Consider the following 25,366-nt stretch of genomic DNA (forward strand, 5'->3'; position numbering starts at 1 on the left):
CAAGGTCACAGACAAGGACAAGGCCTGCACCTAGCGCGGTCGCTCAACCCCGCATCAAGCTGCTCGGCTTGCCCGGCAGCAGGCCTTCGCCGGCGCGAACGCAGTTGCGCCCCTCGGACTTGGCGGCGTCCAACGCGTCTTCGGCGTCTTGGACCAATTGTTCCAAAGCGAGATGCTTGGGCTGCAAAGCGGCCACGCCGATGCTGGCGCTGACCGGAATGCTGTGTCCGTTCCAGGCGAAGTTAAGCCGCTCAATGCGCTCGCGAATCCGCTCCGCCACATCCAAAGCGCCGAGCGGATCGGTGTGTGGCAAGAACAGGATGAATTCCTCGCCACCAAAGCGCGCCAGCACATCGGCCTGCCGCAGTGTTTCACTGCAAGCCTCGGCGATCTGACGCAAGAGCGTGTCTCCGCAGCGGTGGCCGAAGCCGTCATTGACTCGTTTGAAGTGGTCCACATCGATCACCAGCAGCGCGCATGCCATGTCGTAACGCCGCGCCAAGGCCCACTCGCGCTCCACCAGATTCAAGAAATGGCGTCGATTGAAGACGCCGGTTAGTTGATCGACGGTGGCATAGCGTGTCAGGTCTTGCTCCGACTGCGTTTGATACGCCAGCATGCGCAAGACCAGATGCCCCAAGCCCCCGGCCAGCAAGAGGCCGCACAAGCCAGCTGCCAGCGCCGCGGTGACGCGGTCACCGCGCTCAAGCAGCGACACCAGAATCTGTGAGCCCCCCACCGCCAAGAGCGAGACCGCGAGGGTGAACAGCAGCAGCGCGCCTGCAAAACCCAGCCGGTTGGTGGCCTCGCGAATCGGATCCAAGCAGGTGGGCTGTTCCAGTTTTCTGTGCATGTGCGGTAATCGCCCTTTTTGCGTTGAGGCGATTTCAGCACATGCTTTGCTGCGCCAAGGCGACTCCCCCGCAATGGGGAGTCAATACCCGTCCATGCTGTTGCTTGCTTGCCTCATGTCAAAACTACCCAAGCCCATTTGATCCAGACTGTGCTTGTTGCAAAGCACAAACAGACGCCTCGACGCGCAGACAAAAACAGGAGACAAGGATGCAAGCACAAACACAGCCTCACCCAATCAAAGTGAGCCGCAGCACAAACAGCCTGGAGCAGGCGGTGGATCTGATCCTGCAACAGGTGCAGGGCGATATCGTGATGGCCATCCCCTTGGGCATCGGCAAGCCCAACCCGCTGGTCAATGCGCTATACCGCCGCATTGCCGCCCAAGCGGATCGGCGGCTGAAGATCTTTACCGCCCTGTCGCTGGAGAAGCCCAGTGGAGCCTCCGAACTGGAAGCGCATTTCCTGGCCCCGCTGGTGGAACGAGTGTTCGCGGATTACCCCGATATGGACTACGTGAAGGCGCTGCGCAGCCGCAGCCTGCCGGCCCATATCGAGGTGCATGAGTTCTTCATGAAAACCGGCGACTACCTTGGCAATGAGCCGGCACAGCAAGGTTTCGTCTGCACCAATTACAGCTTTGCGGTGCGCGACATGATGTCGCACGGGGTCAATCTGATCATGCAGGCGGTGGCAACGCGAGAGGCTGCGGACGGCTCGACCGAGTTGTCGTTGTCCTGCAACCCGGATCTGAGCTTTGACCTGCTGGAACGCATGCAGGCGCAAGACCGCCCCATCATGGCGGTGGCCATGGTGAACCGAGAACTCCCCTTCATGCCAGGGCATGCCATCGTGCCGGCCGGCTTGTTCGATCTGGTGTTGGATGGGCCGGGCTGCAGCCACGCGCTGTTTGCCCCGCCCAACGCCTCGATCAATTGGGCCGACTACGCCATCGGCTTGCACGCCGCCAGCTTGGTGCAAGATGGCGGCACCTTGCAAATCGGCATTGGTTCCCTCGGCGACGCCATCGCCCAAGCCTTGATCGTGCGCGACCGGCAGTCCGAGGCCTACCAGCAAATCCTCTCCAGCCTGTGCCATGGCGAGTTGACGGGGCGCGATACCGGCGCCTTTGCCGAAGGCCTTTATGGCTGTTCGGAAATGTTCGTCAACGGCTTCATGCGCTTGATCGATGCCGGCCTGATTCGGCGCCGGGTCTTCGCCGACCTTAGCCTGCAAAACTTGGCCACGGCGGGGCGCTTGGGCGAACGGCCAGACGCCACGGTCTTACAGGCCTTGCTGGAGATGGGGCGCATCGCCTCGCCCTTGCGGCCACAGGATCTCGACTTTTTGGTCGAGTACGGCATCTTCAAAACAGGTGTACGGCTAACGCCGCAAGGCCTTGCCCTGGGCGAACGGGTCTTCAGCCATGATGTGTCGCAGCCCGAGGCTATCGCTGCGATTGCTCAAGACTTGCTGGGCGAACGCTGGCTGAAGACCACGCTGATGCATGGCGGCTTCTTTCTCGGTCCGCGTGACTTCTATCAGCGCTTGCGCGATATGCCCGCCGACTTGTTGGACCAGATCGACATGACGCGCATCGGCTTCATCAACGAGTTGCACGACGATGCCATCGGCAGCCAGGCCTTGAAGCGTGCCCAGCGCGTCAAGGCTCGCCTGATCAATACCGCGATGAAGGTGACGCTCTTGGGTGCGGCCTCCTCGGACGGCATGGAGTCCGGCCAGATGGTCTCGGGTGTGGGTGGTCAGTACAACTTTGTGGCCATGGCGCATGCCCTGCCCGATGCGCGCAGCATCCTGATGCTGCGCTCCACCCATGACAACAAGGACGGCCTGCGCAGCAATATCGTCTGGAGCTATGCCAACTGCACCATTCCGCGCCATCTGCGTGATGTGGTGATCACCGAGTATGGGGTGGCCGAACTGCGTGGCTGCACCGACGCCGAATGCATCAAGCGCCTGCTGGTGATTGCCGATTCGCGCTTCCAAGCGACGCTGATCGCCGAGGCCAAGGCGCATGGCAAATTGGAGGCCGACTACCAATTACCGGAATGGGCCAGCCACAACAGCCCCGACATGCTGCGCGAGAAACTGCGCCCCTGGCGCAATGAAGGCGTGCTGCCCGACTTCCCTTTCGGCACCGACCTGAACGAGGACGAGCTGGTCATCGTGCGCGCGCTGAAGAAGCTCAAGCACGCCAGCCACCATCCGGTGGAATTGGTCGGCATGATTTTGCGCAGCCTGCGTGGCGAGCACCCGGTGCCGCAGGCCTATCTGGAACGCCTGGGCTTGGCCGACGCCAAGAGCTTCAAGGACCTGTTTGTGCGGCGGCTGTTTGCCAGCAATCTTTGAGGCTCAAGATCGAAGCTGTGCGGCCGAAAGCCGCGCAGGAATGATCTGAGGTGTGTTGTGCAGGGTGAGGGTGGGTCCAGCCAGCCCGCCTACACTGCCGCATGGATTCGAAGTCAGCACCGCACACCCAGACCGGCTCAACGAGCGCCGCCTCGCCAACCATGCCCGACAGCGCGGCGTCGAGCGCCAAGGGCAACCCGCGCTCGCTCAGCGGCTTGTGGCCTTTTTTGCGCCCATATCGGGGGCATATTGGCGTCGCGCTGGTCTTCCTGATCTTGGCCGCCTTGGCGACGCTGGCGTTCCCGCTCGCCTTGCGGGGGCTCGTCGATCAAGGCATGGGGGCAGGCGCGGCCAACACCGGGGCATCCGCCAATCCCGGCCCCGCCCAGGCCGCCGACCGTTTGATGGCCATGCGTGGGCATTTCTTGGCCCTTTTTGGCGTTGGCGCTGCACTGGGGGTGTTTTCGGCCGCACGTTTTTATATGGTGACCTGGCTGGGCGAACGCGTCACGGCCGATTTGCGCAGCGCCGTCTACCGCCATGTGTTGAAGCAAAGCCCAGAGTTTTTTGAGACCACCCAAACCGGTGAGGTCTTGTCACGCATCACCACCGACACCACGGTGGTGCAGACCGTGGTCGGTTCCAGCCTATCGATGGGCTTGCGCAGCACGGTGATGGGCGTCGGCGCTATGGTCATGTTGATTGCCACCAACCCCTTGGTGATGACGCAGGTGCTGGGCATCTTGATTCTGGTGGTGTCGCCGGCCCTCTACTTTGGCCGGCGCGTACGCAAACTCAGCCGCGCCAGCCAGGACCGGGTCGCCGACACCAGCGCCATCGCCGCCGAGGTGCTCAACGCGGTGCCGGTGGTGCAGAGCTACACCCAAGAAGGCGCCGAAGCGCAGCGATTCGCCCAGGCCAGTGAAAACGCGTTTGAAACCGCACGCAAGCGGGCCATGGTGCGGGCCGGCCTGGTGGCCTTCATCATCAGCGCCACCTTTGGCGCCCTGCTTTGGGGCTTGTACCAGGGCACGCAGGCGGTGATGGCCGGACGCATCAGCGCCGGGCACCTCGGCCAAACCATTGTCTATGTGATCTTGTTGGTCAGCAGCGTGGCCGTCTTGGCCGAGGTCTATGGTGATGTGCTGCGCGCCGCGGGCGCCACCGAACGCCTGATGGAGCTATTGGCCAGCAAGACCAAGGTGGCCGATCCGAGCGCGCCGCAGACACTGCCGCAGTCCGCCGGCGGCATGAGCTTGAGCCTGCAGGGTCTGAGTTTCAACTATCCCTCGCGGCCTCAGCAAGCCGCGCTGCAAGACTTTGATCTGCAGATTCACGCCGGCGAAACGGTCGCCCTGGTCGGACCCAGCGGCGCCGGCAAGAGCACGGTGTTCCAGTTGCTGCTGCGCTTTTACGACCCACAATCCGGCGTCATTTCCTTGAACGGGGTGAAAACCCAAGGCCTGCGCCTGCAGGACCTGCGCTCGGCCATCGGCCTGGTGCCGCAAGACAGCGTGATCTTCTCGACCAGCGCCATGGAGAACATTCGTTATGGCCGGCCCCAGGCCAGTGACGCCGAGGTGATGGCCGCCGCCAAGGCCGCATTCGCCGACGACTTCATCCAGGCCCTGCCCGAGGGCTACGCCACCTTCTTGGGCGAGCGCGGTGTGCGCCTGTCGGGTGGCCAGCGGCAGCGCATCAGCATTGCCCGAGCGATGTTGAAAAACCCACCCTTGCTGCTGCTAGATGAAGCCACCAGCGCACTCGATGCCGAGAGCGAGCGCATGGTGCAAGCCGCCTTGGAGGCCGCCATGCAGCACCGCACCACGCTGGTGATCGCCCACCGCTTGGCGACGGTGCAACGCGCAGACCGCATCGTGGTGATGGAGCATGGCCGCATCAATGACGTCGGCACACATGCGGAACTCAGTGCACGCGGCGGGCTCTACGCCCGCTTGGCGGCGTTGCAGTTCGAGGCCTGAAGGAGCGCGCCGACCGGCGCGCCGCTCAAACGGGGACTGGCTGTCCCCTCGTGCGAGCTTACTGCGCCTTCGGCGCCGCCGGCACGCTGGGCGCAGCAGAGGCAGCGGGCAAGGCCACCGGGTACTTGGCAAAAGCAGCCTTCACCGCCTTGTCGATGCTGGCCTTGAGTTGATCCAACTCTTTTTGCGTCACGCTGTCGGTGACCACGCCTTCCCAAATCAGTTGCTTACGGGCCGCATCCACCACGTCGATGTTCAAGGTCCCTTCGGTGTACTGCGTCAGGGTTTGCTGCTCACCATAGAGCGGCCAGGCCGTGTACATGCCGGCGCGGTAACCGTAGTAGCCCATGCCCAGCATTGGCGCGGGTGTGGCCGACACGCGCATCTTCTCGTTCAGCGAGGCGCTGAAGTTCACCAACAGTTGCGGCGAAGTCTCCACCAGACGCATGCCGCGCGCCTGCAACTCCTGTGTGGTCGCATCCTTCAGGTGCTGACTGACGATGCTTTGGTAGCCACCGCGGTCGGTACCGAGCGGGCTGGCATAGGCAAAGGTCTGGTACTGGCTGAACACGGCTGCTTTGTCCATCGAGACCCGCACCTGCGGGCCACTGGCGCAGCCTCCCACCAACAGAGCAGCGCCGGCCAGTACCAAGCCGGCCAGGGGGCGATTCATCCTGCCACGCTTATTCATGGTCTTCTCTTCAAACAAGGCCAACATCAAACCGATTTACTTGGAAGCCGCCGAAGCAGCGGGTTTGGCTGCCTTGGGCGCGCTCGACTTGGTGGCCGCTTTACCTTCCTTGGCCGCGGCGTGTTCGATGTTGATGGCCATGGCCTCGACCATGGCGACGCGAACCTCATCGCCCACCTTCAGCTTTTTGATGTCCACGCCTGCCGGCACGGCCAGGGTTTCGGTACGCTTGACGCCGCGCAAAGTCGCGGTATTGGCCTTGGGGTCCAGCGCCGTGATGACGGCCAAAATTTCCACCGTGTGCCCGGCCGCAACGGCCGGCATACCGCCGGCTTCCACGCGCCCGGCCGAAGACGACTCGACGCGCTCGCGAATGCCACTCTTGCTGGTCGGCTCCATGGCGGCCGCGATGGCGGAGGCATATCGGATCACCAGATCGTCGCCGACGCGAACCTTCTCGAAGTTCTGCATCTCGGGCGGCACCTTGACCGTGCTGAGGCGCCCCTTGGGACCACGCAGCGTCAGCAAGCGGCCGGCCGCATCCAACTCCACCACACGGGCGCGGTACTCGATCTCAGCGCCTTTCATCCGCGCATCTTCGGTCTTGGCACTGACGGTGTTGGTGGTCATGCTTTGCGCCTGGGCCGACAAGGGCAAAGCGGCAGTCAGGACCAAGGAACAAGCCAGCGCGAGAGTAGACAAACGATTCATCGGAGATCCATTCCTAAGCAATAAAAAACAAAAATCAACGCAAATAAACAGCTTCAAATCGCGCCAGGCTTTGGTTCCCGGCGATCAGCAACAGATGTTCGCTTTCAATGCGATAGCTCTGGCTCGCCCGCAAGGCCTGATCCAGTTTCGCAAGCAAGTCCTGAACGGGCGCCGGGCATGCAACCATGGTACCCGCCATAGCAACGAATTTCAGCGTATTGCCACTCAATTGATACCGTACGACAGTGCTGTCGCAAACCGACTTGATTCTGGCCGTCGCTTCTTGCGAAGCCAATGTCAGGCTCACATCGCCCATGGCCTGAACAGCTGTGCCCAGCAAGGGCTGGCCTTCGATCTCGATCAGCTTCCAGTAGGTGTTGAGCAGTTGCGCCAGTGGCGGGCGCGCGTCGGGTGCCAGCGCGGCCGCCGGCGCGGCACATGATGCCGCGGCATCGGCGGCGATGAACTGGTCCACCAAGACGTGCTCGCGAGCCTGTCCCTCCATGCTGGGCGCCAGGGCCACACGGCCGCGCAACTCGACCCAGACGCTGCCGCCAGGGGACTTCACCAATTCACCATAGCGACGCTCCAGCGCCAGATAGTCGCCACCCATGGCCACCGGCCAGCGCAAGCCGCTGGCGCAGTCGGTAAAGTTCGCCGCATCGGCCATATAGCGAAACTCGCCGCGCAGGTGCAGCGGCACCTGACCCTCGTCTTGTGCTGCGCTTAGATGCAGGTCCAGATTTGCGGAAGACGAGAAGGGCTGACCCTGGCGGTCCAGTTGGCGCAAACGCGCCGGGGCCTTTTCAGTGCCCGGCATCAACACAAAATGCCTGGCCTCTTGGCGTGCCCCTTGCAAGAGCAAGCGCCCAGGCATCAATCCCTGGCTTGGCTGCACGGACCACCGACCCCATTCCGTAAATGGGCCGCCCGACTTGCCCAAGTAGTCCAAACGCAGGCGATAGCCGCCGTCGACGCGCAGAGTCAGGCGGTGCTGGATACCTTCGCAGTCGGCGCAGGGCAAGTCCCCGGAAAAAGTAAGGGGCAATCCAGAGCCAAAAACTGAACCCTGCTGGGGCGCATGAGGGTGCGGCGAAGGCGCCGGGATCACAGCCTCGAGAGGAATCAGCAGACTCTGGCCGGTCGGCTTGGCGCTGCCCCAGCCATCAGCTGTAAACACTGGGTGGAACTGGGTGCTGGTGAAGCGCAGCTGCCCGCCTTCATGAATCGTTGCTCGCAACGAGTAGCGGTGACGCAGATCGATGTCCCTTCGCGCAACCGTGATCTTGAAGTCCAGGTTCGGATCGGTGCCGCTCAAGTCTCGCTTGAACTCGCCCATCAAACGCGCCGGCGCGTCAGCCAGGCTGACGTCTTCGACCCGAACGGTCAAGACCGACTGGCTGGGTAATACAGCACCAGCCGGCAAAAGCACGCGCCCCGACGTTACCAATTTCTGATCCGCAACTTCACCAACTGTCACTGCACCTGCCGCGGTCGGCAGGCCCAAGCTCATGCCAACCAAGAGACTAAAAAACAAAACGCGCGGCATTAAAAACAGCTTCATGGGCAAAGGCGAATCCATTCAGGCAGTACGAAGCTCATCGATCGACGCTTTTCAGCGAAGCTACTCTATCGCTAATTTCAACCTCACCCCAGCCTGCCAGCCAGTCCCCCGCAGCGCGTCTCTTCGACATCAGCTGCGCTTGGATAACGAACCGCTTGGACGGAGAACCCTCGGGAAAGTGCACGAACCTAGGCTTGCATCGTTCTGCCAAATTCGCCCGTTATAGTGCGGCAGTCATGCTGCCAGAAAGCTCTAGGGCCTGCGGCATGCGGGTCAGGTCCAGCCATCTCTTGACGGAAACAGCACCATGCCTCAGTTGAAGCCTTTATCCCGGGTGTCCAAACGTGCGATATGGGGCCGGCTCCTGATCCCCGTGCTCTTGCTGGTCTCGGGCCTGAGCGCCTGCCAGAAAAAAGAGGCCGCAGCACCAAAGGCGCTGCCACCGGCGCAAGTCAAGGTGGTGGCCTCTCGTTCTGAAACGGTGCCGGTGAATAACGAGTATGTCGGGCGGGTTGCCGCCTACCGTTCAGTGGAGGTGCGAGCCCGGGTCGAAGGCATTCTGGAGCGTCGCCATTTTGTCGAAGGAGCCGAGGTCAAAAAGGGCGACCTGCTCTACACCATTGACCCGACGCCTTACCGTATCGCCTTGAACGATGCCCAGGCCGACCAGGCCCGCAGCGCAGCCAATCTGGCCAGCGCCCGCTCCAAGGAGAAGCGCCTTGCGCCACTGGTGAAAGAAAACGCCATCAGTCAACAGGACTATGACGACGCGGTCACGGCAGTCAAGCAAACCGAGGCCTTGCTGGCCGTGTCTAACGCAAATGTGGAGCGGGCTCAAACCAATCTGGGCTATACCCGTGTGACGGCGACCGAATCCGGCAAGATCGGCGCCGCGCTGGTGCCCGAGGGGCGCTTGGTGGGCCGCGGTGAATCCACCCACCTGACCACCGTGGACCGGCTGGACCAGGTTTATGTGAACTTCAATGTGGCCGATCGTGATGCCTTGATTCTGCGGCGTGAGTTGAGCGCCGGTCGGGTCAAGACCGGCGAAGGCACCGGCAGCGCGCTGGCGCGGCTCTTCCTGCCGGACGGCAGCGAATTCGAGCGCAGCGGACGGCTGGACTTTTCAGAGTCGCAAGTGAACCCCAGCACCGGCACCATTACCTTGCGGGTGGTGATGCCCAACCCCTCCCAAAAACTCTTGCCGGGCATGTATGTCCGCGTGGTCTACACCTCGGGGGCCCGGCCTGACACCATCCTGATTCCGCAAAAAGCCGTCACCAAGACGCCCACCGGCCATATCGCCTGGGTGGTCGGGCCTGAGAACAAGGTCGAGCGCCGCGACCTGGTGGTGGGCGAATGGCTGAAGAACGACTGGATCATCGAGAAAGGCCTGGGTGCCGGCGAGAAGGTGGTGGTTGAGGGCCTGCAGCGCCTGCAGCAAGGCGCGGTGGTGAGTCCTTCGCCCTGGGTGCCGGGTGCAGGTGGAGCGGCGGGATCATCAGCCGCTGCGGCTGCCGTCCCTTCCTCCGGCGCCAGCCGCTGAGCCGGAGGGCCCGACCATGGGATTTTTTGTCAAACGCCCGGTGATGGCGACCGTCATCGCCCTGCTCTTCATGTTGATCGGCATCCTCGCCAGCAAGCAGCTGGCGGTGGAGCAATATCCAAATGTGGCGCCGCCTCAAGTGCAGATCACCGCCACCTATCCCGGCGCCAGCCCCGAAACGCTGGAAACGACCGTGGCTGCGCCGCTGGAGCGCGAGATGAACGGCATCGCCGGCCTGCTCTATATGCAAAGCACCAGCTCGGCTAGCGGCCTGATGCAGTTGCAGGTCTTCTTCCAGCCCGGCACCGATTTGGACCTGGCAGCGGTGGAAGTCAACAACCGTGCCAAGCGGGTGGAATCGCTGCTGCCGCAAGAGGTGCTGCGCAATGGCTTGCGGGTGGACAAGACCAATCCGCAGATCTTGCAGGTGCTGGTGCTGCAGTCGGAAGACCCGCGCTTTGACCGCACCTATATCGCCAATCTGGCCAACAGCCAGGTCATCAATGAGTTGAAGCGCTTGCCCGGTGCCGGCGATGTGACGCTGTTCGCCGCACCCTATGCGATGCGCTTGTGGCTGGACCCGGACCGGCTCGCCAAGTACCGCCTCACCGCCGCCGATGTAGGCAATGCGGTGCGCGAGCAGAACCAGAACTTTGCGGTCGGCGAGATTGGCCAATCCCCGGCCGACAACGGCCAAAGCCTGACCTTCCCGGTCCAGACCGCCGGCGGCCTGACCGAGGTGGAGCAGTTCAAGAACATCGTGATCCGTGCCTTGCCGGATGGCTCGGTGGTGCGGGTGCGCGATGTGGCGCGGGTGGAGCTCGGCGCCGATGACTACCAGTTTGAGTCGCGCCTGAACGGCAAACCGGCCGTGGCGATTGGTGTCTATCTGCGCCCCGGCGGCAATGCGCTGGAGCTGGCCAAGGCCTTGAAGACCCGCATGGACCAGCTGACCCTGGCCTTCCCGCGCGAGATCAAATGGTCGATCAGCTATGACACCACCAAGTTCGTCACCGCCTCGGTGGAGCTGGTGACCCACACCTTCATCGAAGCCTTTGTCTTGGTGCTGGTGGTGGTTTATCTCTTCCTGGGCAGCATGCGCGCCACCATCATCCCTTTGCTGGCGATTCCGGTCTCGATTGTGGGCACCATGGCCGGCCTGCTGCTGGCGGGCTTCTCGATCAACATGCTGACGCTGTTCGGCCTGGTGCTGGCGATTGGCATCGTGGTGGACGACGCCATCGTGGTGGTGGAAGCCGTCGAGAAGATCATGCACGACGAGCATCTGGACGCCACCAGCGCCGCCATCAAGGCCATGCAGGGCATTGGCGGCGCCATCGTCGGCGTGACGGCGGTGATTTGCGCGGTCTTTGTCCCGATTGCCTTCTTGGGCGGTGTGACCGGCACCTTGTACAAGCAGTTCGCCATCACCATCACCTTTGCCACCCTCCTCTCGGCCATCACCGCCTTGACGCTAACGCCGGCCCTGTGCGCATTGATTCTCAAGCCCGGCATGCACAAGCTCAAGCCGATTCAGGCCTTCGACCGTTTCTTTGAGCGGGTCACCGGCGGCTATGTGGCCGGCGTGAAGCTGCTGCTGGGGCGCAAGCTCTTGTCATGGGCGGTCTACGGCGGCTTGATCGCCGGGGTGGTGTATTTGTTCGGCGCCATTCCGGGCGGCTTTGTGCCGGAAGAAGACAAGGGCACGATTTATGTGGCGGTAGACCTGCCTGCCGGCGCCTCGCCCGAGCGCACCCGCGAAGCCTTGAAGAAAGCCGAAGCCATTTTGGCCAGCGAAGACGCCATCAAGGACAGCACCGCGATTCTGGGCTTCTCCATCTTCTATCGCTACGCCAACCAGGCCTTTGTCTTCACCACCCTCAAGCCTTGGGAGGAGCGCAACACGCCCGAAACCCGCGTGGCCGGCCTGATCAAGCGACTCAATCAGAAGTTCGCCAGCATCACCGAGGCTCGGGTGTTCGCGCTGAACGAGCCGCCGATCTCGGGCATGGGCAATGTGGCCGGCTTTGACTACCGGCTGCTGTCTCTGGATGGCGACCGCGCCAAACTCAACGCGGCGACCTTGGCGATTGCCGGCGCAGCGGCCAAGGACGAGCGACTGCTCGGCGCCCGCAGCGTGGCCGCGCCCGAGGTGCAGACCCTTTTCCTCGATGTGGACCGCAACAAGGCCAAGGCCTTGGGCGTCTCGGTACCGGATCTCTATGCCACGGTGGGCACCTTGATGGGCTCCTCTTTCGTCAACCAATTCACCGCTTTTGGCACCAACCTCAAGGTCAAGATGCAGGCGGAACAAAGCTTCCGCTCTGACCCTGCGGCCTTGGAGCGCTTCCAGATCCGCAATGCCAATGGTGACCTGGTGCCCTTGGCGGCTTTGATGCGCACCGAATGGCGCTCGGCCCCCATCGCCTTGACCCGCTACAACGGCTACCCCTCGGTGCAGCTCAATGGCGGGCCGGCGCCGGGCCGCAGCTCAGGCGAGGCCTTGCAGGCCATGGAAGAAATCTCCGCCAGCACGCTGCCCGAGGGCACCAGCTTTGAGTGGTCGGGCCAGTCCTTGCAAGAGCGTTCGGCAGGCTCACAATCGGCCGGCATCTTTGCCTTGTCCCTGGTCTTCGTGTTCCTCTTCCTGGCGGCACTCTACGAGAGCTGGACCCTGCCTGTGGCGGTGTTCCTGATCGTGCCCATCGCGATTTTGGGCGCCTTGATCGCCCTGCTCTTCCGACAATCTCCGAACGATGTGTTCTTCCAAGTCAGCTTGATCACCCTGGTGGGCCTGGCGGGTAAGAACGGCATCTTGATCGTCGAGTTCGCCAAGCAGCAGTACGAGTCCGGCAAGGGCATTGTCGAGGCCGCCATTGAGGCCGGGCGCCAGCGCCTGCGGCCGATTGTGATGACTTCGCTGGCCTTTATTCTGGGCGTCTTGCCGCTGGTGAAGGCGACCGGCGCGGGCGCGGCCACCCAACACTCGGTGGGCACCGGCATCTTGGGCGGCATGTTGGCGGCCACCTTGGTGGGGGTGTTTTTCACACCGCTGTTCTATGTGGCCATGATGAGTTGGTTCGGCGGCAAATCCAAACCGACGGAAGCTCCGCCAGACGCAGCCAAGCCCAGCGACAAGGCCGAGGAGGTGCAAGCATGAAACGCCATCGTCCTTCCCTCAATGCCTCAGCACCGATGACCGTGGTTTTGCTGGCCAGCGCCCTGCTTCTGAGCGCTTGCAGCAGCACGCCGGAACACTCCGCTGATGGCTCCAAGGCCGATAGACCCCTGACCGTGCCGCAGGCTTGGAAAAGCCCGGCCAACACCCAAAGCAATCTGGCCGAGCGCCCCTTTGCCAGCCTGTTTCGCGACGCCGAACTGGAAGCCCTGATCCAAGAAGCGCTGCGCAACAGCCCAGACATCCGCATCGCCGCGCAAAGAGTGGAACTGGCGCGTGCCCAGTACGGCCTGCAAAAGTCCGCCTCTTTGCCCAGCCTGGGCGCAGACGCCAGCGCAAGCCGGCAACGCGCGCCCAGCGGATTGAGCAGCACCGAAAACCTAGTCTCCTCCAGCTATCGCCTGGGTCTGGCCATGCCGGCCTGGGAGATTGATTTGTGGGGCCGGCTGGGCTCTTTGAATGATGCGGCGCTGCGCAATCTTGAATCCAGCGAAGCGCTGCAGCGCTTTGCCCAGGTGGGCCTGGTGTCTGAGATTGCGGCTGGCTGGCTCAAGCTTTTGGAGTATGACCAGTCCATCGAGATCGCCAAAAGCACCCAGAGCTCACGGGCCGAGTCGCTGCGCATCGTGCGGCTGCGTTTCAATGCCGGTGTGGTCTCCAAGGTGGATGTGACGCAGGCCGCCACCTCCTTGGCGCAGGCCGAAGCGGCGTTGGCCTTGATGCAGCAAAACCGCGGCCTGCAAGAGAACGCGCTGTGCCTGCTGATCGGCCGCAACCCCGGCCCCTTGCACGCCAGCACCCCGCTGAGCCAGTACGCGCTGCCGGAGACCTTGCCGGCCGGCATTCCCTCAGACCTGCTCAGCCGTCGGCCCGACGTGCGCGCCGCCGAGCTGAGCCTGGCAGCCAGCCAGTCCAGCGTTGCCGCAGCCCGCAAAGCCCATCTGCCCAGCATCTCTTTGACCGGGTTCTTGGGCTTCATCAGCCCGCAACTGAGCAGCTTGGTGGACGGCGATCGCAGCGCCTACACCGTCACGCCGGCCATCAACTTGCCCTTGTTCACCGGCGGGCGTCTGAGCAGCAATCTGGCCGCCGCCGAAGCGCAGCAAGGCATCGCGGTGGAGAACTACGCCCGCACCACGCAGATTGCGCTGCGTGAGGTGGAAGACGCGCTGCTGCGCTTCCAGCACCTGCGCGAGCAACGCAATGCCACGCAGACCATCGTCAATGAAAGTCGCGAACGGCTGCGCCTGGTGGACCTGCGCTATGCCAATGGGATTTCGAGTTATTTCGAGGTCTTGGATTCGCAGCGTCAGCTCTTTGACGCGCAGATGCAGCTGACCCAGTTGACCAGCGGCGCCTATGCCTCGGTGATTGCGCTGTATCGCGCCTTGGGCGGGGGCTGGACGCCGCAGAGCTGAATGCAAAAACAGCGTCGATCCAAATTGCGCTGGGTCTTGGGGCTGCTGGCCGCCTTGATCCTGGTGGCGCTGCTGGGTCTTCTCGCGCTGAAGCGGGCCTATCCGCCCGAGCGCCTCTTGGCCATGGTGGCCGAGCAGGTGCAGGCCAAGACCGGCCGCGCGTTCGCGATCCGCGGCCCCATCAGCTGGCGGCTGCTGCCCAATATCGCGGTGGTGGTGGAAGACCTGAACCTGGCCAATCTCGATTGGGGCAGCCGGCCAGACATGCTCAGCGTCAGAAAAGCCGCGCTGGAGTTGGCGCTGGAGCCCTTGCTGGACGGTCGCATCGAGGTGCAGCGCATCTTGATCGAAGGCGCCGACATCTGGTTGGAAGTCGACGAGCAAGGGCGTGGCAACTGGGCCTTCAGCCCGAGCAAATCCGCCGCTAGCTCGGACACCAGCAAGCCTCCCAATCCGCAGCGCAAGCCAGGTGATTTCAGCCTTGCCCACATCCAATGGCTGGATTCCCAAATTACCCTGCACAGCCCTCGCCTGCCGCGAGATTTGCAGCTGCACGTCGATGAACTGAATCTGCGCGCACAGCAGTCTGACTATGCGCTGCAAGCTCGGCTGAGCTTGGCCGAGCAGCCTTTACGGATCGACGGCAGCTTTGGCGGCTTGGCGGCCTTCAGGGCCGAGAGCGAGTTTTGGCCTTTTGATCTGAAGCTGCAGCTAGAAGGTTTGAACTTGAGCAGCAAGGGCCAGCTGGCCCTGGGTGCCCATGCGGGTGACTTCAATGTCGAGCTGAAGGCCGCGCTCAGCGACAGCCAGGCGCTGCAAGCCCTGATGCCCCGCCGCGCCGAACTGATCAGACAACTGCCCCAAGCCCTGCAGCTGGATGCGCAAGTGCGCCGCCAAGGCGCCGTGCTCTCGGTGCAGCCCTTCAAGATTGCGGCCGCTGGGCAAAGCATGGAGGGCGAACTGTTCGAGCGCGGCGGCGAGCCGCTGCGTTTGGAGATGAAGCTGAAATCCGATTCCTTTGACCTTGCGCCCTTTTTGCCCAAGCCGAAAGGCCAAAACGGGAAAGCTCAAGACGCAAAGAAGTCTCCTCGCACGGGCCAAGCGAGCGGTCCCCTCTTCAGCCGCGACACCTGGCCCTTGCCCAAAGCCTTTCCCTTCGAGCTCGATCTGGCGCTGGACATTCCTTCGCTGCAGCTGCCGAAAATGCCGCCGATGCAGGGCTTGCTGGCGCATGTCGAGATGGCAACACAAAGCCTGAACCTGAAGAGCGCGCAATGGCAAATGGCAGGCGGGCTTTGGCAGGCCTCAGGCACCATGGCTCTGACGGCACAAGAGCTGACCCCGGCAGGCGCCGCGCAGAAGAAGCAAAAGCTGCCCCACTGGCGCCTCAAACTCGATGGCCGCGACATGAAGATAGACGACTTGAGTCCCTATCTGGGCAGCTCATCACCGCCAGCGCTGCGCGGCGGCAGCCTGCGCATGGCGATCGATGTGGCTGCCAACGGCGACGGTGCTCGCGAATGGGTCTCGTCGCTGGAGGGTCAGGTCTTGCTCGACGCGCGCAACTTCGTCTTGCAGGGCCAAGCCAATCATCTAGGCACCGATGTCTTGATGGGCACTTTGCGAGCGCTGCTGCCTGGCGACCAAAAAAGACGCGACAACCCGATTCGCTGCGCCGTGATGCGCCTGCCCTTCAAGCAAGGGCGGGCCGAGGTCGATCGCTCCATCGCCTTGGAGTCAGAGCAGTTCAATCTGGCGGCCCTGGGTCATATCGACTTGGGCAAGGAAGCCCTCAGCTTGGCGATGCGCCCCAGCACGCAAAAAGGCCTGGGGGTCAGCGCAGCCAATCTATCGGCACTGGTTCAATTGGACGGGCCGCTGAGCAAGCCGAATATCAGCTGGGATGCGGCAGGCACCGCCCAGCAAGCCACCCAGGTCGGCCTGAAGGTGGCCACCGGCGGCTTGTCCATCTTGGCGCAACGGATGTTGAGCAAGCCGGAGCCCGCCGAGCAGCCCTGCCGCCGGGCGCTCAACCCGGCCAATGCTTCGGGGCCGTCGCTGCGCAACTGGCTTGGGGGCTGAGTCCCTTTCCGCCGCTCTGCGGACGGGTTCCAGCTTTCCTCCGCTCTGTGGACGGGGTTCAGTCCAGCACCGGCCCAGACAGCTTCCATTGCCCCTTGGCATCCAGGCAAAAGCGATACACCCCTTCATCCTTCAGATTACCCCAGGCATTGGCAATGCGCAGATTGCGGCAGTCCAGGCCGCGGCTCTTGTTGCGTTCCAGCGCAGTGACCTGACCGGAAGCACGGGTCTTCTCGCTCTTCCACTCAAAGCTCGTCCCGTCTTGTGGGCTGGCAATGGCTTGGTCGATTTGCAACCGCATCAGGCTTTGATCGGCCGGGCTGAAGCGCGAGAAGGCCGAATTCTTCATGGCCTGCAGATTGGAGTGGGCCTGTGCGGGGCCGACAGCGGCCAAAGCCAGGGCGAAGAGGATGGAAATCGTTTTGATGATGGCACCTACATGAAGAACTGTCTGACGGAAAGAATAGCTTGAAACCATGACCGCCGTCCTCTGCAGCCCACCGCCTTAGAATCGCGCCCCATGACCAGCCCTTTGACCCGCCCGGTACCGAGCGCCCCCGCCATGCCGCAATCCAGCCCTCTCACCAGTTCAGCAGGCCGCCTTGATACCCGCCCGGTGCGCGCCCAGTACGAGGACTTCATGCGCCATGTGTTCGAGCAGGGCGTGGCCAAGACCGACCGCACCGGCACCGGCACCCGCTCGGTCTTCGGCCACCAGATGCGCTTCGACTTGAACGAAGGTTTCCCGCTGGTCACCACCAAAAAGGTGCACCTGAAGTCCATCATCCTGGAACTGCTGTGGTTCTTGCGCGGCGACTCGAATGTGAAATGGCTGCAAGAACGTGGCTGCACCATCTGGAACGAATGGGCACGCGAAGATGGCGGCCTGGGCCCTGTTTACGGCGTGCAATGGCGCAGTTGGCCCAAGGCCGACGGCAGCCATGTTGACCAAATTGCCGAGGTGGTCAAGCAGCTCAAGCACAACCCGGATTCGCGCCGCATCATCGTCAGCGCCTGGAATGTGGCCGAGCTGGACCAGATGGCGCTGATGCCTTGCCACGCCTTCTTCCAGTTCTATGTGGCCGAGGGCAAGCTGTCTTGCCAGCTGTATCAGCGCAGCGCCGATATCTTCTTGGGTGTGCCTTTCAATATCGCCAGCTACGCGCTGCTGACCCAGATGCTGGCCCAGCAATGTAATCTGGCGCTGGGCGACTTTGTCTGGACCGGGGGCGATTGCCACATCTACAGCAACCACTTCGAGCAGGTGCAAACCCAGCTGGAGCGTGCGCCCCGCGCCTATCCCACGATGCAGATCAAGCGCCGGCCCGCGTCTATCTTTGACTACGAGTTCGAAGACTTTGAGTTGAGCGGCTATGACCCGCACCCCGCCATCAAGGCGCCGGTGGCGGTATGACCACGCTGACCCTGATTGCCGGCGTGGCGCGTGGGGGCGCCATCGGCCGAGGCAATGAGTTGATCTTCCGTGTACCCGAGGACATGGCGCATTTCAAGGCGCTGACCCTGGGCCACACCGTCATCATGGGTCGCAAGACCTGGGACTCGATTCCGGCGCGCTTTCGCCCCCTGGTCGGGCGCCGCAATCTGGTGCTGACCCGCCAGACAGGCATGAGCATCGAGGGCGCTGAAGTCTTCACTTCCCTTGAAGCGGCGCTGGCTGCCTGCGGAGGCGAGAACGAGGTTTTCGTCATGGGCGGCGCGGAGATCTATGCCCTGGCCCTGCCCTTAGCAGATCGCCTGGAACTGACCGAATTTGATGCAGTGGCCGAGGGCGCGGATGCCTTCTTCCCGGCCTGGCGAGCTGAAGACTTTGAAGAAGTCTCGCGCCAAACTCACTTCAGCCCGGCCGAGCGCGGCCATGGCTGGCCTTTCCACTTTGTGCGCTATCAGCGCCGCAAAACCTGACCCCATAGGAGATACGACAGATGTCCGGACACGGCTTTCACGTCCACGGCCCCCACGACCATGAGATGGAGCATGCGGCTCAACATGAACCCAAAGGCATTGCCGGCAAGCTGGCGGTGATCACCGCCATCTTGGCCACCATCGGCGCGATGTTCTCCTATATGGGAGGCGCCACTCAGGCCAACGCCGGCCTGTACAAGAACGACGCGGCCATCAAGAAGACCGAGGCCTCGAACCAGTGGAATTACTACCAGGCCAAGAGCAGCAAGCAGAACATGGCTGAGCTTGCCCTGGTGTTGGTGAGCGAAGAAAAAAAGCCCAAGTACGCCGAAGAAATCGAGCGCTATAAAAAGGAAAAGGCCGAGATCAAGGAAAAGGCCGAGGCTTTTGAAGCCGAGTCCAAAGACTTTGATCACAAGAGCGAAGAGCAGATGCACCAGCATCACCGCTGGGCTCAGGCCACCACCGCCTTGCAGGTGTCGATTGCCTTGGCGGCCATCACCCTGCTGACCAAGAAGCGTTGGATGGAAATGGGCACCCTGGCCATGGGCGCCATCGGCATCGTGCTGGGCGTTTTGGCCTGGATGCACATTTAAAGCCGACCCGCGCGGCACGCGAGCCGCGCGTCCTCGAATCCACCGGCGGCCAGCCCTCGGCCCCGGTCTGTTGGCGCAAAGCCTCGGAGCCAAGGCAGCACGCGCTTGTGTCCGTGGTCGCTGCGCACGATTGAGCAGCGCTTTTTGAGCAGCGCCCTAACCTCGATCCCTGCCTCAGCAAGCCGAGGCAGATCCGGCAGGCTCAACCCTCCCGCACAGGCAAGCCGCGAGTGCGCCAGGCGCCCATGCCGCCACTCAGGTTCCGCACCCGCTGGTGCCCCTTGTTCAGCAAGTACTGCATCGCTTGCATGCTGCGCCCACCGGCGGCGCAGGCCAGGATCACGTCCTGATCCTGAGGCAATTCGGCATGGCGCCGCTCCAACTCGCTCAGCGGCACACACAGCACCCCCGGCATGTCGTAAGCAAGGCGAGCGACCTCATGGGCCTCGCGCACATCGAGCAAAACGCAACCCCCCGCACGCAAAGCCGCGGCGGCAGATTGGGGATCCAATTGAAGTGAGGGAAGGTTCATGATCGAAAGCTCCTGCTGGAATCGTGCTTGCATGGGTGCGCAAGCTTGACGACGGTTTTGATCACGCAACGTTCAAATCTTTGCTCAAGTGCATCGTTTGACTATTTGCGTGTTTAGTTAAATAATACGTCAACGAAATTCAATTGTCCAGCGGGCCTGCCCTCGCTGAAACACCATGAAGACTCCGCTGCACTCCTTGGCCCGACAGCTGCCTACCAGGCCCTGGCTGGCATTCGCCGCCCTCCTTGCCCCTGTCCTCATGGCTATGCACGTCCAGGCAGCCGCCGATACGCAGACCAAGGCGCCAACGGCCACAACGCTGAAAACCACCGTGATCAAGGCCCCAAGCCTGCGTGTGTTGGACAGCCGGGATGCCGTCGTCGAAGCACTGCGACAAACCGTCATAGCCTCGCAGGTGGCCGGAGCGATTGTGCAAATGGACGTCAAAGTGGGAGACCGCGTCACGGCAGGCCAGGTCTTGATGCGCATCGATGCCCGCGCGGCCGAACAAGCCACCCAAGCCAGCGAAGCACAGGCTCAAGCGGCGCGGGCCCAGGGTCAACTGGCGGCACGGGAATTCGAACGCCAGCAACAACTCTTCAAGCAAGGCTACATCAGCCAAGCGGCGCTGGAACAAGCGGAAGCCCAGTACAAAGCCACCCAGGCCCAGGTGCAGGCGCAACTGGCGCAGTTGGGTGTGGCGCGCACACAAAGCAGCTTCAACATCGTGCGCAGCCCCTATGCCGGCGTGGTGGCAGAACTGCCCGTCACCTTAGGAGACATGGCCTTGCCTGGCCGGCCTTTGGCAACGGTCTACGATCCGTCGGCGCTGCGCATTACGGCGCATGTGCCGCAAAGCGTGGCCGCTCAGTGGCAGGCAAGCAGCGTGGGCGCGGGCCAGATCCACATCGAATTGCCGGGCTTGGGCTCAGCGGGCAGCAGCCTCACACCCAGCCTGATCCAAGTCCTGCCCACCATCGACGCGGCTTCGCACACGCAGGAGGTTCGCCTGAACCTGCCGGCCAATCTGAGCGGCGTTGTTCCCGGCATGTTTGCCCGCGTGCTGTGGCCCAGCGCGGCCGCAAAGCCCAATCCGGCGGACAACAAGGCGTCCGTTGCCCCCTTCACCATCCCACGTTCGGCCGTGGTGCGCCGCGCCGAATTGACCGCCGTGTATGTGCTGGACGCTCAAGGCCGCCCCCTGTTGCGCCAGATTCGCGTCGGCAAGACCCTCGGCGATCAGATTGAAGTCCTTAGCGGCCTGAACGCTGGCGAACGCCTGGTGCTGGAACCGCAGGCCGCGGCCAGAACCCGTTGACAGGAGCCACCCCAATGATCTCCTCCAAGCAAGAAGCCAGCAAACAAATGGGCATCTCCGGTCGTATCGCGGCCTATTTTCAAAGCGCGCAAATCACCCCGCTGCTGGCCCTGGTGGCGCTGTTGCTGGGCATCTTCGCGGTCATGGTGACACCGCGCGAAGAAGAGCCGCAGATCAATGTGACGATGGCCAATGTGCTGATCCCCTTCCCCGGCGCCAGCGTGCGGGACGTGGAGCAAATGGTGGCCACACCGGCCGAACAGGTGCTGTCGCAGATCAACGGCGTTGAGCATGTGATGTCGCTGTCCAGCCCGGGCATGGCCGTGCTGACGGTGCAGTTCAAGGTTGGCGTGCCGCGCACCGAAGCCTTGGTGCGCCTCTATGACAGCGTCAACGCCAATGCCGACTGGCTGCCGCAGGGCCTGGGCGTGTTGGCCCCGCTGGTGAAGCCCAAAGGCATCGATGACGTGCCCATCATCGCCCTGACGCTGTTCAGTCGCGATGGCGAGACCGGCGCCTTTGATCTGGAGCGCGTCGCCCACAGCATGGAGATTGAACTCAAACGCGTGCCGGGCACCCGTGAGGTCAGTAGCCTGGGTGGCCCCGGCCGCGCTGTGTTGGTCGAGATGGACCCGGCGCGTATGAATAGCGTCGGACTGACGGTCGCCGATCTGCGCCAAGCCCTGCAATCGGCCAATGCCGGCCTTCCGATCGGGGAGCTCTTGCAGGGCAATAAGGCGATTGCGCTGGAGGCCGGGCCTTTTCTCAGCTCGGCGGGTGATGTCGAAGAACTGATCGTCGGCGTGCGCGGTGACAAGCCAGTTTATTTGCGCGACGTGGCCCAGGTCAGGGACGGGCCCGCCACACCTACACGTTATGTTTGGCATGGCCAGGGCGGCGCCGTCGAAAAGGCGCAGCGATTTGAATCCCCGGCCGTCACGATTGCCGTCACAAAAAAGGCCGGTGAGAACGCCATCGACGTGGCCAATGCCGTGATGCAGCGGGTTCAAGGCCTGCGCAACACGGTGATACCGGCCAATATCGAGGTCAGCGAAACGCGCAACTATGGCGCCACCGCCAACGACAAGGCCCAGAAGCTGATCCAAAAGCTGATGTTTGCCACCGCCTCCGTGGTGGCCCTGGTCTTCATCGCACTGGGCCGGCGCGAGGCCGCCATCGTCGGCGCCGCCGTGATCTTGACCTTGACCGTGACGCTGTTCGCCTCCTGGGCCTGGGGCTTCACCTTGAACCGGGTGTCGCTGTTTGCGCTGATCTTCTCCATCGGCATCTTGGTGGACGACGCCATCGTGGTGGTGGAGAACATCCACCGACACCAGCAGCTCTTTCCCGGCCGAACACTGGCGCAAATCATTCCCGGCGCCGTCGATGAGGTCGGTGGCCCAACCATTCTCGCCACCTTGACGGTGATCGCCGCGCTGCTGCCAATGGCGTTTGTGTCCGGCCTGATGGGCCCCTATATGAGCCCCATCCCCGTCAATGCCAGCATGGGCATGCTGCTGTCACTGGCGATTGCCTTTGTGGTGACACCGTGGTTGGCTAGGCTCGGCATGAAGGCTTTGCCGGCCGGCCCTAGCAACGGCAATAGCAACGGACATAGCAGCGACCACGAAGGCGGACCCAAGGCCGCGAATACCGTGAATGCAGAGGGCGTCCCACATGGTTTGTCGGCCAAGTTGGCGCCGGTGTTTGAGCGCGTGTTCAAGCCGCTGCTGGACTTGCAGCATGGCCGGCGCAATCGCGGCTGGCTGGGCTTGGCCATCGCGGGACTGATTGGCATCTCCCTGCTCCTGCCGGCCACCGGCTTGGTGCTGCTGAAGATGCTGCCCTTCGACAACAAGTCGGAGTTTCAAGTCATCGTTGACATGCCGGCCGGTACCCCGCTGGAGCAGACCGCCGCGGTCTTGCGTGAATTGGGCGCGCATTTGTCCGAGGTGCCCGAGGTCACGCACTACCAAGCCTATGCGGGCACGGCGGCGCCGATCAACTTCAACGGCCTGGTGCGTCAGTACTATCTGCGCGCCGGCAGCAACCAAGGCGACATCCAGGTCAACTTGGTCGACAAGCATCACCGCAAGGAGCAAAGCCATGCAATTGCGACCCGCTTGCGCCCGGATTTGCAAGCCATAGGCCGCAGGCATGGTGCCAATGTGAAGGTGGTTGAAGTGCCGCCCGGCCCACCGGTGCTGTCGCCCATCGTGGCCGAAATCTATGGACCCGAGGCCGAGGGCCGGCAAGCCTTGGCCCGCCAAGTGCGCGCCGTGTTCGAGAAGACCGAAGGCTTGGTCGATGTGGACGACAGCAGCATTGCATCCGCCCCACGCAAGCTCTTGCTGATCGATCGCAGCAAGGCATCCTTGCTGGGCGTGCCGCAGCAAGCCATCGTGAGCAGTTTGCGCGCCGGCCTGGCCGGCGAAGCGGTCAGCTATCTGCATGACGGCGCCAAGTACCCCGCCGCCGCCACCCTGGTCTTGCCCGCCACCTCGCAAGGCGATCTGAGCGCCCTGCTGTCCTTGAATGTCCGGTCCGCCAGCGGCAAGCTGGTGCCGATCAAGGAGTTGATCCAGATCAGCGATACCGAACGCGAGCAACCGGTCTTTCACAAGGACTTGCTGCCCTTGAATATGGTGGTCGCTGATATGGCGGGCCGGCTGGACAGTCCGCTCTACGGCATGTTCGGCATGCGTTCAGACATTGGCAAACTCATCACAGCGGACGGCGGTAGCCCGAACGAGTACTTCATCAGCCAACCCAAGGACGCCTACCGCGGCTACGCCATCAAATGGGACGGTGAATGGCAGGTCACCTACGAGACTTTCCGCGACATGGGCTTGGCCTATGCGGTGGGACTCGTGTTGATTTATCTCCTGGTGGTGGCCCAGTTCAGCTCCTACCTCACGCCGCTGATCATCATGGCCCCGATCCCCTTGACCATCATCGGCGTGATGCCGGGCCACGCGCTGCTGGGCGCGCAGTACACGGCCACCAGCATGATCGGCATGATTGCCTTGGCCGGCATCATCGTGCGCAACTCCATCCTCTTGGTGGACTTCATCAACTTGCAGGTGCGCAGCGGTATGCCGTTTGAACGTGCCATTGTCAGCTCGGCCATCACCCGCGCGCAGCCCATCATGCTGACCGGGATGGCCGCCATGATGGGAGCCTTCTTCATCTTGGATGACCCCATCTTCAATGGCCTGGCGATCTCGCTGATCTTCGGCATCTTTGTCTCCACCCTGCTGACCTTGGTGGTGATCCCCACGCTCTATTACATGGCCTACCGCCATCGCCTGCAGGCGCTGACGGGCCCGGCCCATTGATCAGCCTAGCCCTCCCCCTTTCTGTCCTCCACCCTAAAAAGGAATCATCATGAGCACTTGGCAAATCGTCCGCATCGTCGCTGGCAGCTTCATCTTGCTGTCGCTGGCCCTGGGCATTCCCGGCAGCCCCTTGTTCGTCAGCGCCTGGTGGCTGGCCTTCACCGCCTTCGTCGGCGTCAATCTCTTGCAAAGCGGCGTCACTCAATGGTGTTTGATGGAAAGCTTGCTGCGCAAATTTGGCGTCAAGCCGGGCTGCTGAAGGCTCGAGGGCAAGCAAGCGAGTAAGCGAGTAGGCAGGCAGGCAGGGGCTTCCGCAGCCAATGCAGCGCAAAGGAACAGGTCCGTTTTTGGCGCGCCAGCGTTCAAGCTCTTACCTACAGTGCAGGTTTGGCCACGTGCCCCACCAATCCCACAACCCCTTGCCCTCTAGCACCCATGCACGCCACAAGCTCAGTCAGCCGTTTTATCTCGCTTCACCACACGCCCACCCCCTTCTTGCTGCCGAATGCCTGGGACGCTGCCAGCGCACGTTTGCTGCAAGAGACCGGCGCCGCCGCAGTCGCCACCTCGAGCGCCGCCCTAGCCTGGTCGCTGGGCTACGCCGATGGGGGCGCGCTGCCGCAAGACGAATTGCTCGCTGCCATCCGGCGCATTGCCCGCGTCTTGCAAGTGCCGCTCAGCGTCGATCTGGAAAACGGCTATAGCGACCAACCCGAGCTCGTCGCTGACCTGGCGCTGGCGGTGGCCAATTGCGGCGTGGCCGGCATCAACTTAGAGGATGGCGACGGCGCACCCGACTTGTTGGTTCAAAAGATCCGAGCGATACGTCAAGCGCTGGGCGGGCGGCCCTTTTTCATCAATGCCCGCTGCGATGTCTGGCTGCGGGCTTTGGCCCAAGGTCAGGCCGCAGTGGTAAGCACGAAGGATCGCTTGCGCCTCTACCGCGAAGCCGGTGCCGACGGCGCCTTCCTGCCGGGCTTGTCCGATCTCGAGCCCTTGGCGCCGGTGGCCGCATTCGCGGCCGAGCTGCAGATGCCGCTGAATTTGATGGTCTTGCCGAACATGCCCTCGATTCAGGCGCTGCATGCCGCCGGTGTGCAACGTTTCAGCGTCGGTCCGGCCTTGTTCCAAGCATGCTATGGCCGCTTGCAGCAGCAAGCACAGCGCTTTGTGGGCCATGGCGACACGACACCACTGTTCGAGCAGTCCTTGGATTACGGTCAGCTGAACGGATTGTTTAGCGGCTGAGTCGGCGCGTTCAAGGC

At 62.7% G+C, this 25,366-nt stretch carries 19 protein-coding genes; 13 read left to right on the forward strand and 6 right to left on the reverse strand.

From position 1 onward, the window contains the following. Nucleotides 1-43: 43 nt before the first annotated feature. Entirely contained in the window at nucleotides 44-853 is an 810-nt protein-coding gene (locus tag WG899_RS02105) for a GGDEF domain-containing protein (RefSeq protein WP_339593960.1), read from the reverse strand. 242 nt (nucleotides 854-1,095) lie between these two features. Between WG899_RS02105 and WG899_RS02110 the strand changes: the two genes are divergently transcribed. Beyond that, the gene (locus tag WG899_RS02110; protein ID WP_339593961.1) at nucleotides 1,096-3,222 is read left to right on the forward strand and encodes an acetyl-CoA hydrolase/transferase C-terminal domain-containing protein; all 2,127 of its coding nucleotides are present in this window, start codon (nucleotides 1,096-1,098) and stop codon (nucleotides 3,220-3,222) included. A 101-nt stretch (nucleotides 3,223-3,323) separates the two neighbouring features. Further along, a complete protein-coding gene (locus WG899_RS02115) occupies nucleotides 3,324-5,204 on the forward strand; it encodes an ABC transporter transmembrane domain-containing protein (protein ID WP_444718801.1) in 1,881 nt (626 codons plus the stop codon). A gap of 58 nt (nucleotides 5,205-5,262) precedes the next feature. Here the strand turns inward: WG899_RS02115 and WG899_RS02120 are convergent, their stop codons facing one another. The 3 genes from WG899_RS02120 to WG899_RS02130 are packed head-to-tail and all read right to left on the reverse strand — an operon-like array spanning nucleotide 5,263 to nucleotide 8,170. After that, complete coding sequence (locus WG899_RS02120) at nucleotides 5,263-5,895, reverse strand: DUF4136 domain-containing protein (protein WP_339593962.1); 633 nt, start codon at nucleotides 5,893-5,895, stop codon at nucleotides 5,263-5,265. 36 nt (nucleotides 5,896-5,931) lie between these two features. Next, nucleotides 5,932-6,606: a hypothetical protein gene (locus WG899_RS02125; protein ID WP_339593963.1), complete on the reverse strand. Its 675-nt coding sequence runs from the start codon at nucleotides 6,604-6,606 to the stop codon at nucleotides 5,932-5,934. A 34-nt stretch (nucleotides 6,607-6,640) separates the two neighbouring features. After that, nucleotides 6,641-8,170: a YbaY family lipoprotein gene (locus tag WG899_RS02130; RefSeq protein ID WP_339593964.1), complete on the reverse strand. Its 1,530-nt coding sequence runs from the start codon at nucleotides 8,168-8,170 to the stop codon at nucleotides 6,641-6,643. Between the two features lie 307 nt (nucleotides 8,171-8,477). Between WG899_RS02130 and WG899_RS02135 the strand changes: the two genes are divergently transcribed. From WG899_RS02135 to WG899_RS02150, 4 genes are read left to right on the forward strand one after another with little or no spacing between them, the layout of a single operon-like run. After that, the gene (locus WG899_RS02135) at nucleotides 8,478-9,716 is read left to right on the forward strand and encodes an efflux RND transporter periplasmic adaptor subunit (protein WP_339593965.1); all 1,239 of its coding nucleotides are present in this window, start codon (nucleotides 8,478-8,480) and stop codon (nucleotides 9,714-9,716) included. 16 nt (nucleotides 9,717-9,732) lie between these two features. Continuing rightward, on the forward strand, nucleotides 9,733-12,876 hold the full coding sequence (locus WG899_RS02140; RefSeq protein WP_339593966.1) for an efflux RND transporter permease subunit: 3,144 nt from the start codon (nucleotides 9,733-9,735) through the stop codon (nucleotides 12,874-12,876). Further along, nucleotides 12,873-14,312, forward strand: a complete 1,440-nt coding sequence (locus WG899_RS02145; RefSeq protein WP_339593967.1) for an efflux transporter outer membrane subunit — start codon at nucleotides 12,873-12,875, stop codon at nucleotides 14,310-14,312. The genes WG899_RS02140 and WG899_RS02145 overlap by 4 nt, the downstream gene beginning before the upstream one ends. Beyond that, nucleotides 14,313-16,394: an AsmA family protein gene (locus WG899_RS02150; protein WP_339593968.1), complete on the forward strand. Its 2,082-nt coding sequence runs from the start codon at nucleotides 14,313-14,315 to the stop codon at nucleotides 16,392-16,394. 58 nt (nucleotides 16,395-16,452) lie between these two features. Here WG899_RS02150 and WG899_RS02155 read toward each other — a convergent pair whose 3' ends face one another. Further along, the gene (locus WG899_RS02155) at nucleotides 16,453-16,872 is read right to left on the reverse strand and encodes a hypothetical protein (RefSeq protein ID WP_339593969.1); all 420 of its coding nucleotides are present in this window, start codon (nucleotides 16,870-16,872) and stop codon (nucleotides 16,453-16,455) included. An 84-nt stretch (nucleotides 16,873-16,956) separates the two neighbouring features. On the opposite strand from WG899_RS02155, the gene WG899_RS02160 reads away from it, so the two are divergent. The 3 genes from WG899_RS02160 to WG899_RS02170 are packed head-to-tail and all read left to right on the forward strand — an operon-like array spanning nucleotide 16,957 to nucleotide 18,913. Beyond that, a complete protein-coding gene (locus tag WG899_RS02160; RefSeq protein ID WP_339594219.1) occupies nucleotides 16,957-17,808 on the forward strand; it encodes a thymidylate synthase in 852 nt (283 codons plus the stop codon). Next, nucleotides 17,805-18,317, forward strand: a complete 513-nt coding sequence (locus WG899_RS02165; protein ID WP_339593970.1) for a dihydrofolate reductase — start codon at nucleotides 17,805-17,807, stop codon at nucleotides 18,315-18,317. The genes WG899_RS02160 and WG899_RS02165 overlap by 4 nt, the downstream gene beginning before the upstream one ends. A 20-nt stretch (nucleotides 18,318-18,337) precedes the next feature. After that, on the forward strand, nucleotides 18,338-18,913 hold the full coding sequence (locus WG899_RS02170) for a DUF4337 domain-containing protein (protein ID WP_339593971.1): 576 nt from the start codon (nucleotides 18,338-18,340) through the stop codon (nucleotides 18,911-18,913). 202 nt (nucleotides 18,914-19,115) lie between these two features. Here WG899_RS02170 and WG899_RS02175 read toward each other — a convergent pair whose 3' ends face one another. After that, the gene (locus WG899_RS02175; RefSeq protein ID WP_339593972.1) at nucleotides 19,116-19,445 is read right to left on the reverse strand and encodes a rhodanese-like domain-containing protein; all 330 of its coding nucleotides are present in this window, start codon (nucleotides 19,443-19,445) and stop codon (nucleotides 19,116-19,118) included. A gap of 259 nt (nucleotides 19,446-19,704) precedes the next feature. Between WG899_RS02175 and WG899_RS02180 the strand changes: the two genes are divergently transcribed. From WG899_RS02180 to WG899_RS02195, 4 genes are all read left to right on the forward strand, one after another. Next, nucleotides 19,705-20,763, forward strand: coding sequence for an efflux RND transporter periplasmic adaptor subunit (locus WG899_RS02180; protein WP_339593973.1), 1,059 nt, complete (start codon nucleotides 19,705-19,707; stop codon nucleotides 20,761-20,763). A gap of 14 nt (nucleotides 20,764-20,777) precedes the next feature. Then, entirely contained in the window at nucleotides 20,778-24,101 is a 3,324-nt protein-coding gene (locus tag WG899_RS02185; RefSeq protein WP_339593974.1) for an efflux RND transporter permease subunit, read from the forward strand. A 49-nt stretch (nucleotides 24,102-24,150) separates the two neighbouring features. Then, nucleotides 24,151-24,360 (forward strand): YgaP family membrane protein, encoded by a 210-nt coding sequence (locus tag WG899_RS02190; protein ID WP_339593975.1) that lies wholly within the window; start codon nucleotides 24,151-24,153, stop codon nucleotides 24,358-24,360. Nucleotides 24,361-24,536: 176 nt separating this feature from the next. Continuing rightward, on the forward strand, nucleotides 24,537-25,349 hold the full coding sequence (locus tag WG899_RS02195) for an isocitrate lyase/PEP mutase family protein (protein ID WP_339593976.1): 813 nt from the start codon (nucleotides 24,537-24,539) through the stop codon (nucleotides 25,347-25,349). Nucleotides 25,350-25,366: the final 17 nt, after the last annotated feature.

This window comes from Paucibacter hankyongi, from assembly GCF_037482915.1.
GTDB lineage: Bacteria > Pseudomonadota > Gammaproteobacteria > Burkholderiales > Burkholderiaceae_C > Paucibacter_A > Paucibacter_A hankyongi.

What these genes read in the sequence shown, in the direction of transcription:
- WG899_RS02170 (WP_339593971.1), top strand. Translation starts at nt 18,338, where the DNA reads ATGTCCGGACACGGCTTTCACGTCCACGGCCCCCACGACCATGAGATG.
- WG899_RS02180 (WP_339593973.1), top strand. Translation starts at nt 19,705, where the DNA reads ATGGCTATGCACGTCCAGGCAGCCGCCGATACGCAGACCAAGGCGCCA.
- WG899_RS02165 (WP_339593970.1), top strand. Translation starts at nt 17,805, where the DNA reads ATGACCACGCTGACCCTGATTGCCGGCGTGGCGCGTGGGGGCGCCATC.
- WG899_RS02195 (WP_339593976.1), top strand. Translation starts at nt 24,537, where the DNA reads ATGCACGCCACAAGCTCAGTCAGCCGTTTTATCTCGCTTCACCACACG.
- WG899_RS02115 (WP_444718801.1), top strand. Translation starts at nt 3,324, where the DNA reads ATGGATTCGAAGTCAGCACCGCACACCCAGACCGGCTCAACGAGCGCC.
- WG899_RS02150 (WP_339593968.1), top strand. Translation starts at nt 14,313, where the DNA reads ATGCAAAAACAGCGTCGATCCAAATTGCGCTGGGTCTTGGGGCTGCTG.
- WG899_RS02135 (WP_339593965.1), top strand. Translation starts at nt 8,478, where the DNA reads ATGCCTCAGTTGAAGCCTTTATCCCGGGTGTCCAAACGTGCGATATGG.
- WG899_RS02160 (WP_339594219.1), top strand. Translation starts at nt 16,957, where the DNA reads ATGCCGCAATCCAGCCCTCTCACCAGTTCAGCAGGCCGCCTTGATACC.
- WG899_RS02175 (WP_339593972.1), bottom strand. Translation starts at nt 19,445, where the DNA reads ATGAACCTTCCCTCACTTCAATTGGATCCCCAATCTGCCGCCGCGGCT.
- WG899_RS02105 (WP_339593960.1), bottom strand. Translation starts at nt 853, where the DNA reads ATGCACAGAAAACTGGAACAGCCCACCTGCTTGGATCCGATTCGCGAG.
- WG899_RS02145 (WP_339593967.1), top strand. Translation starts at nt 12,873, where the DNA reads ATGAAACGCCATCGTCCTTCCCTCAATGCCTCAGCACCGATGACCGTG.
- WG899_RS02120 (WP_339593962.1), bottom strand. Translation starts at nt 5,895, where the DNA reads ATGAATAAGCGTGGCAGGATGAATCGCCCCCTGGCCGGCTTGGTACTG.
- WG899_RS02155 (WP_339593969.1), bottom strand. Translation starts at nt 16,872, where the DNA reads ATGGTTTCAAGCTATTCTTTCCGTCAGACAGTTCTTCATGTAGGTGCC.
- WG899_RS02185 (WP_339593974.1), top strand. Translation starts at nt 20,778, where the DNA reads ATGATCTCCTCCAAGCAAGAAGCCAGCAAACAAATGGGCATCTCCGGT.
- WG899_RS02140 (WP_339593966.1), top strand. Translation starts at nt 9,733, where the DNA reads ATGGGATTTTTTGTCAAACGCCCGGTGATGGCGACCGTCATCGCCCTG.
- WG899_RS02190 (WP_339593975.1), top strand. Translation starts at nt 24,151, where the DNA reads ATGAGCACTTGGCAAATCGTCCGCATCGTCGCTGGCAGCTTCATCTTG.
- WG899_RS02125 (WP_339593963.1), bottom strand. Translation starts at nt 6,606, where the DNA reads ATGAATCGTTTGTCTACTCTCGCGCTGGCTTGTTCCTTGGTCCTGACT.
- WG899_RS02130 (WP_339593964.1), bottom strand. Translation starts at nt 8,170, where the DNA reads ATGAAGCTGTTTTTAATGCCGCGCGTTTTGTTTTTTAGTCTCTTGGTT.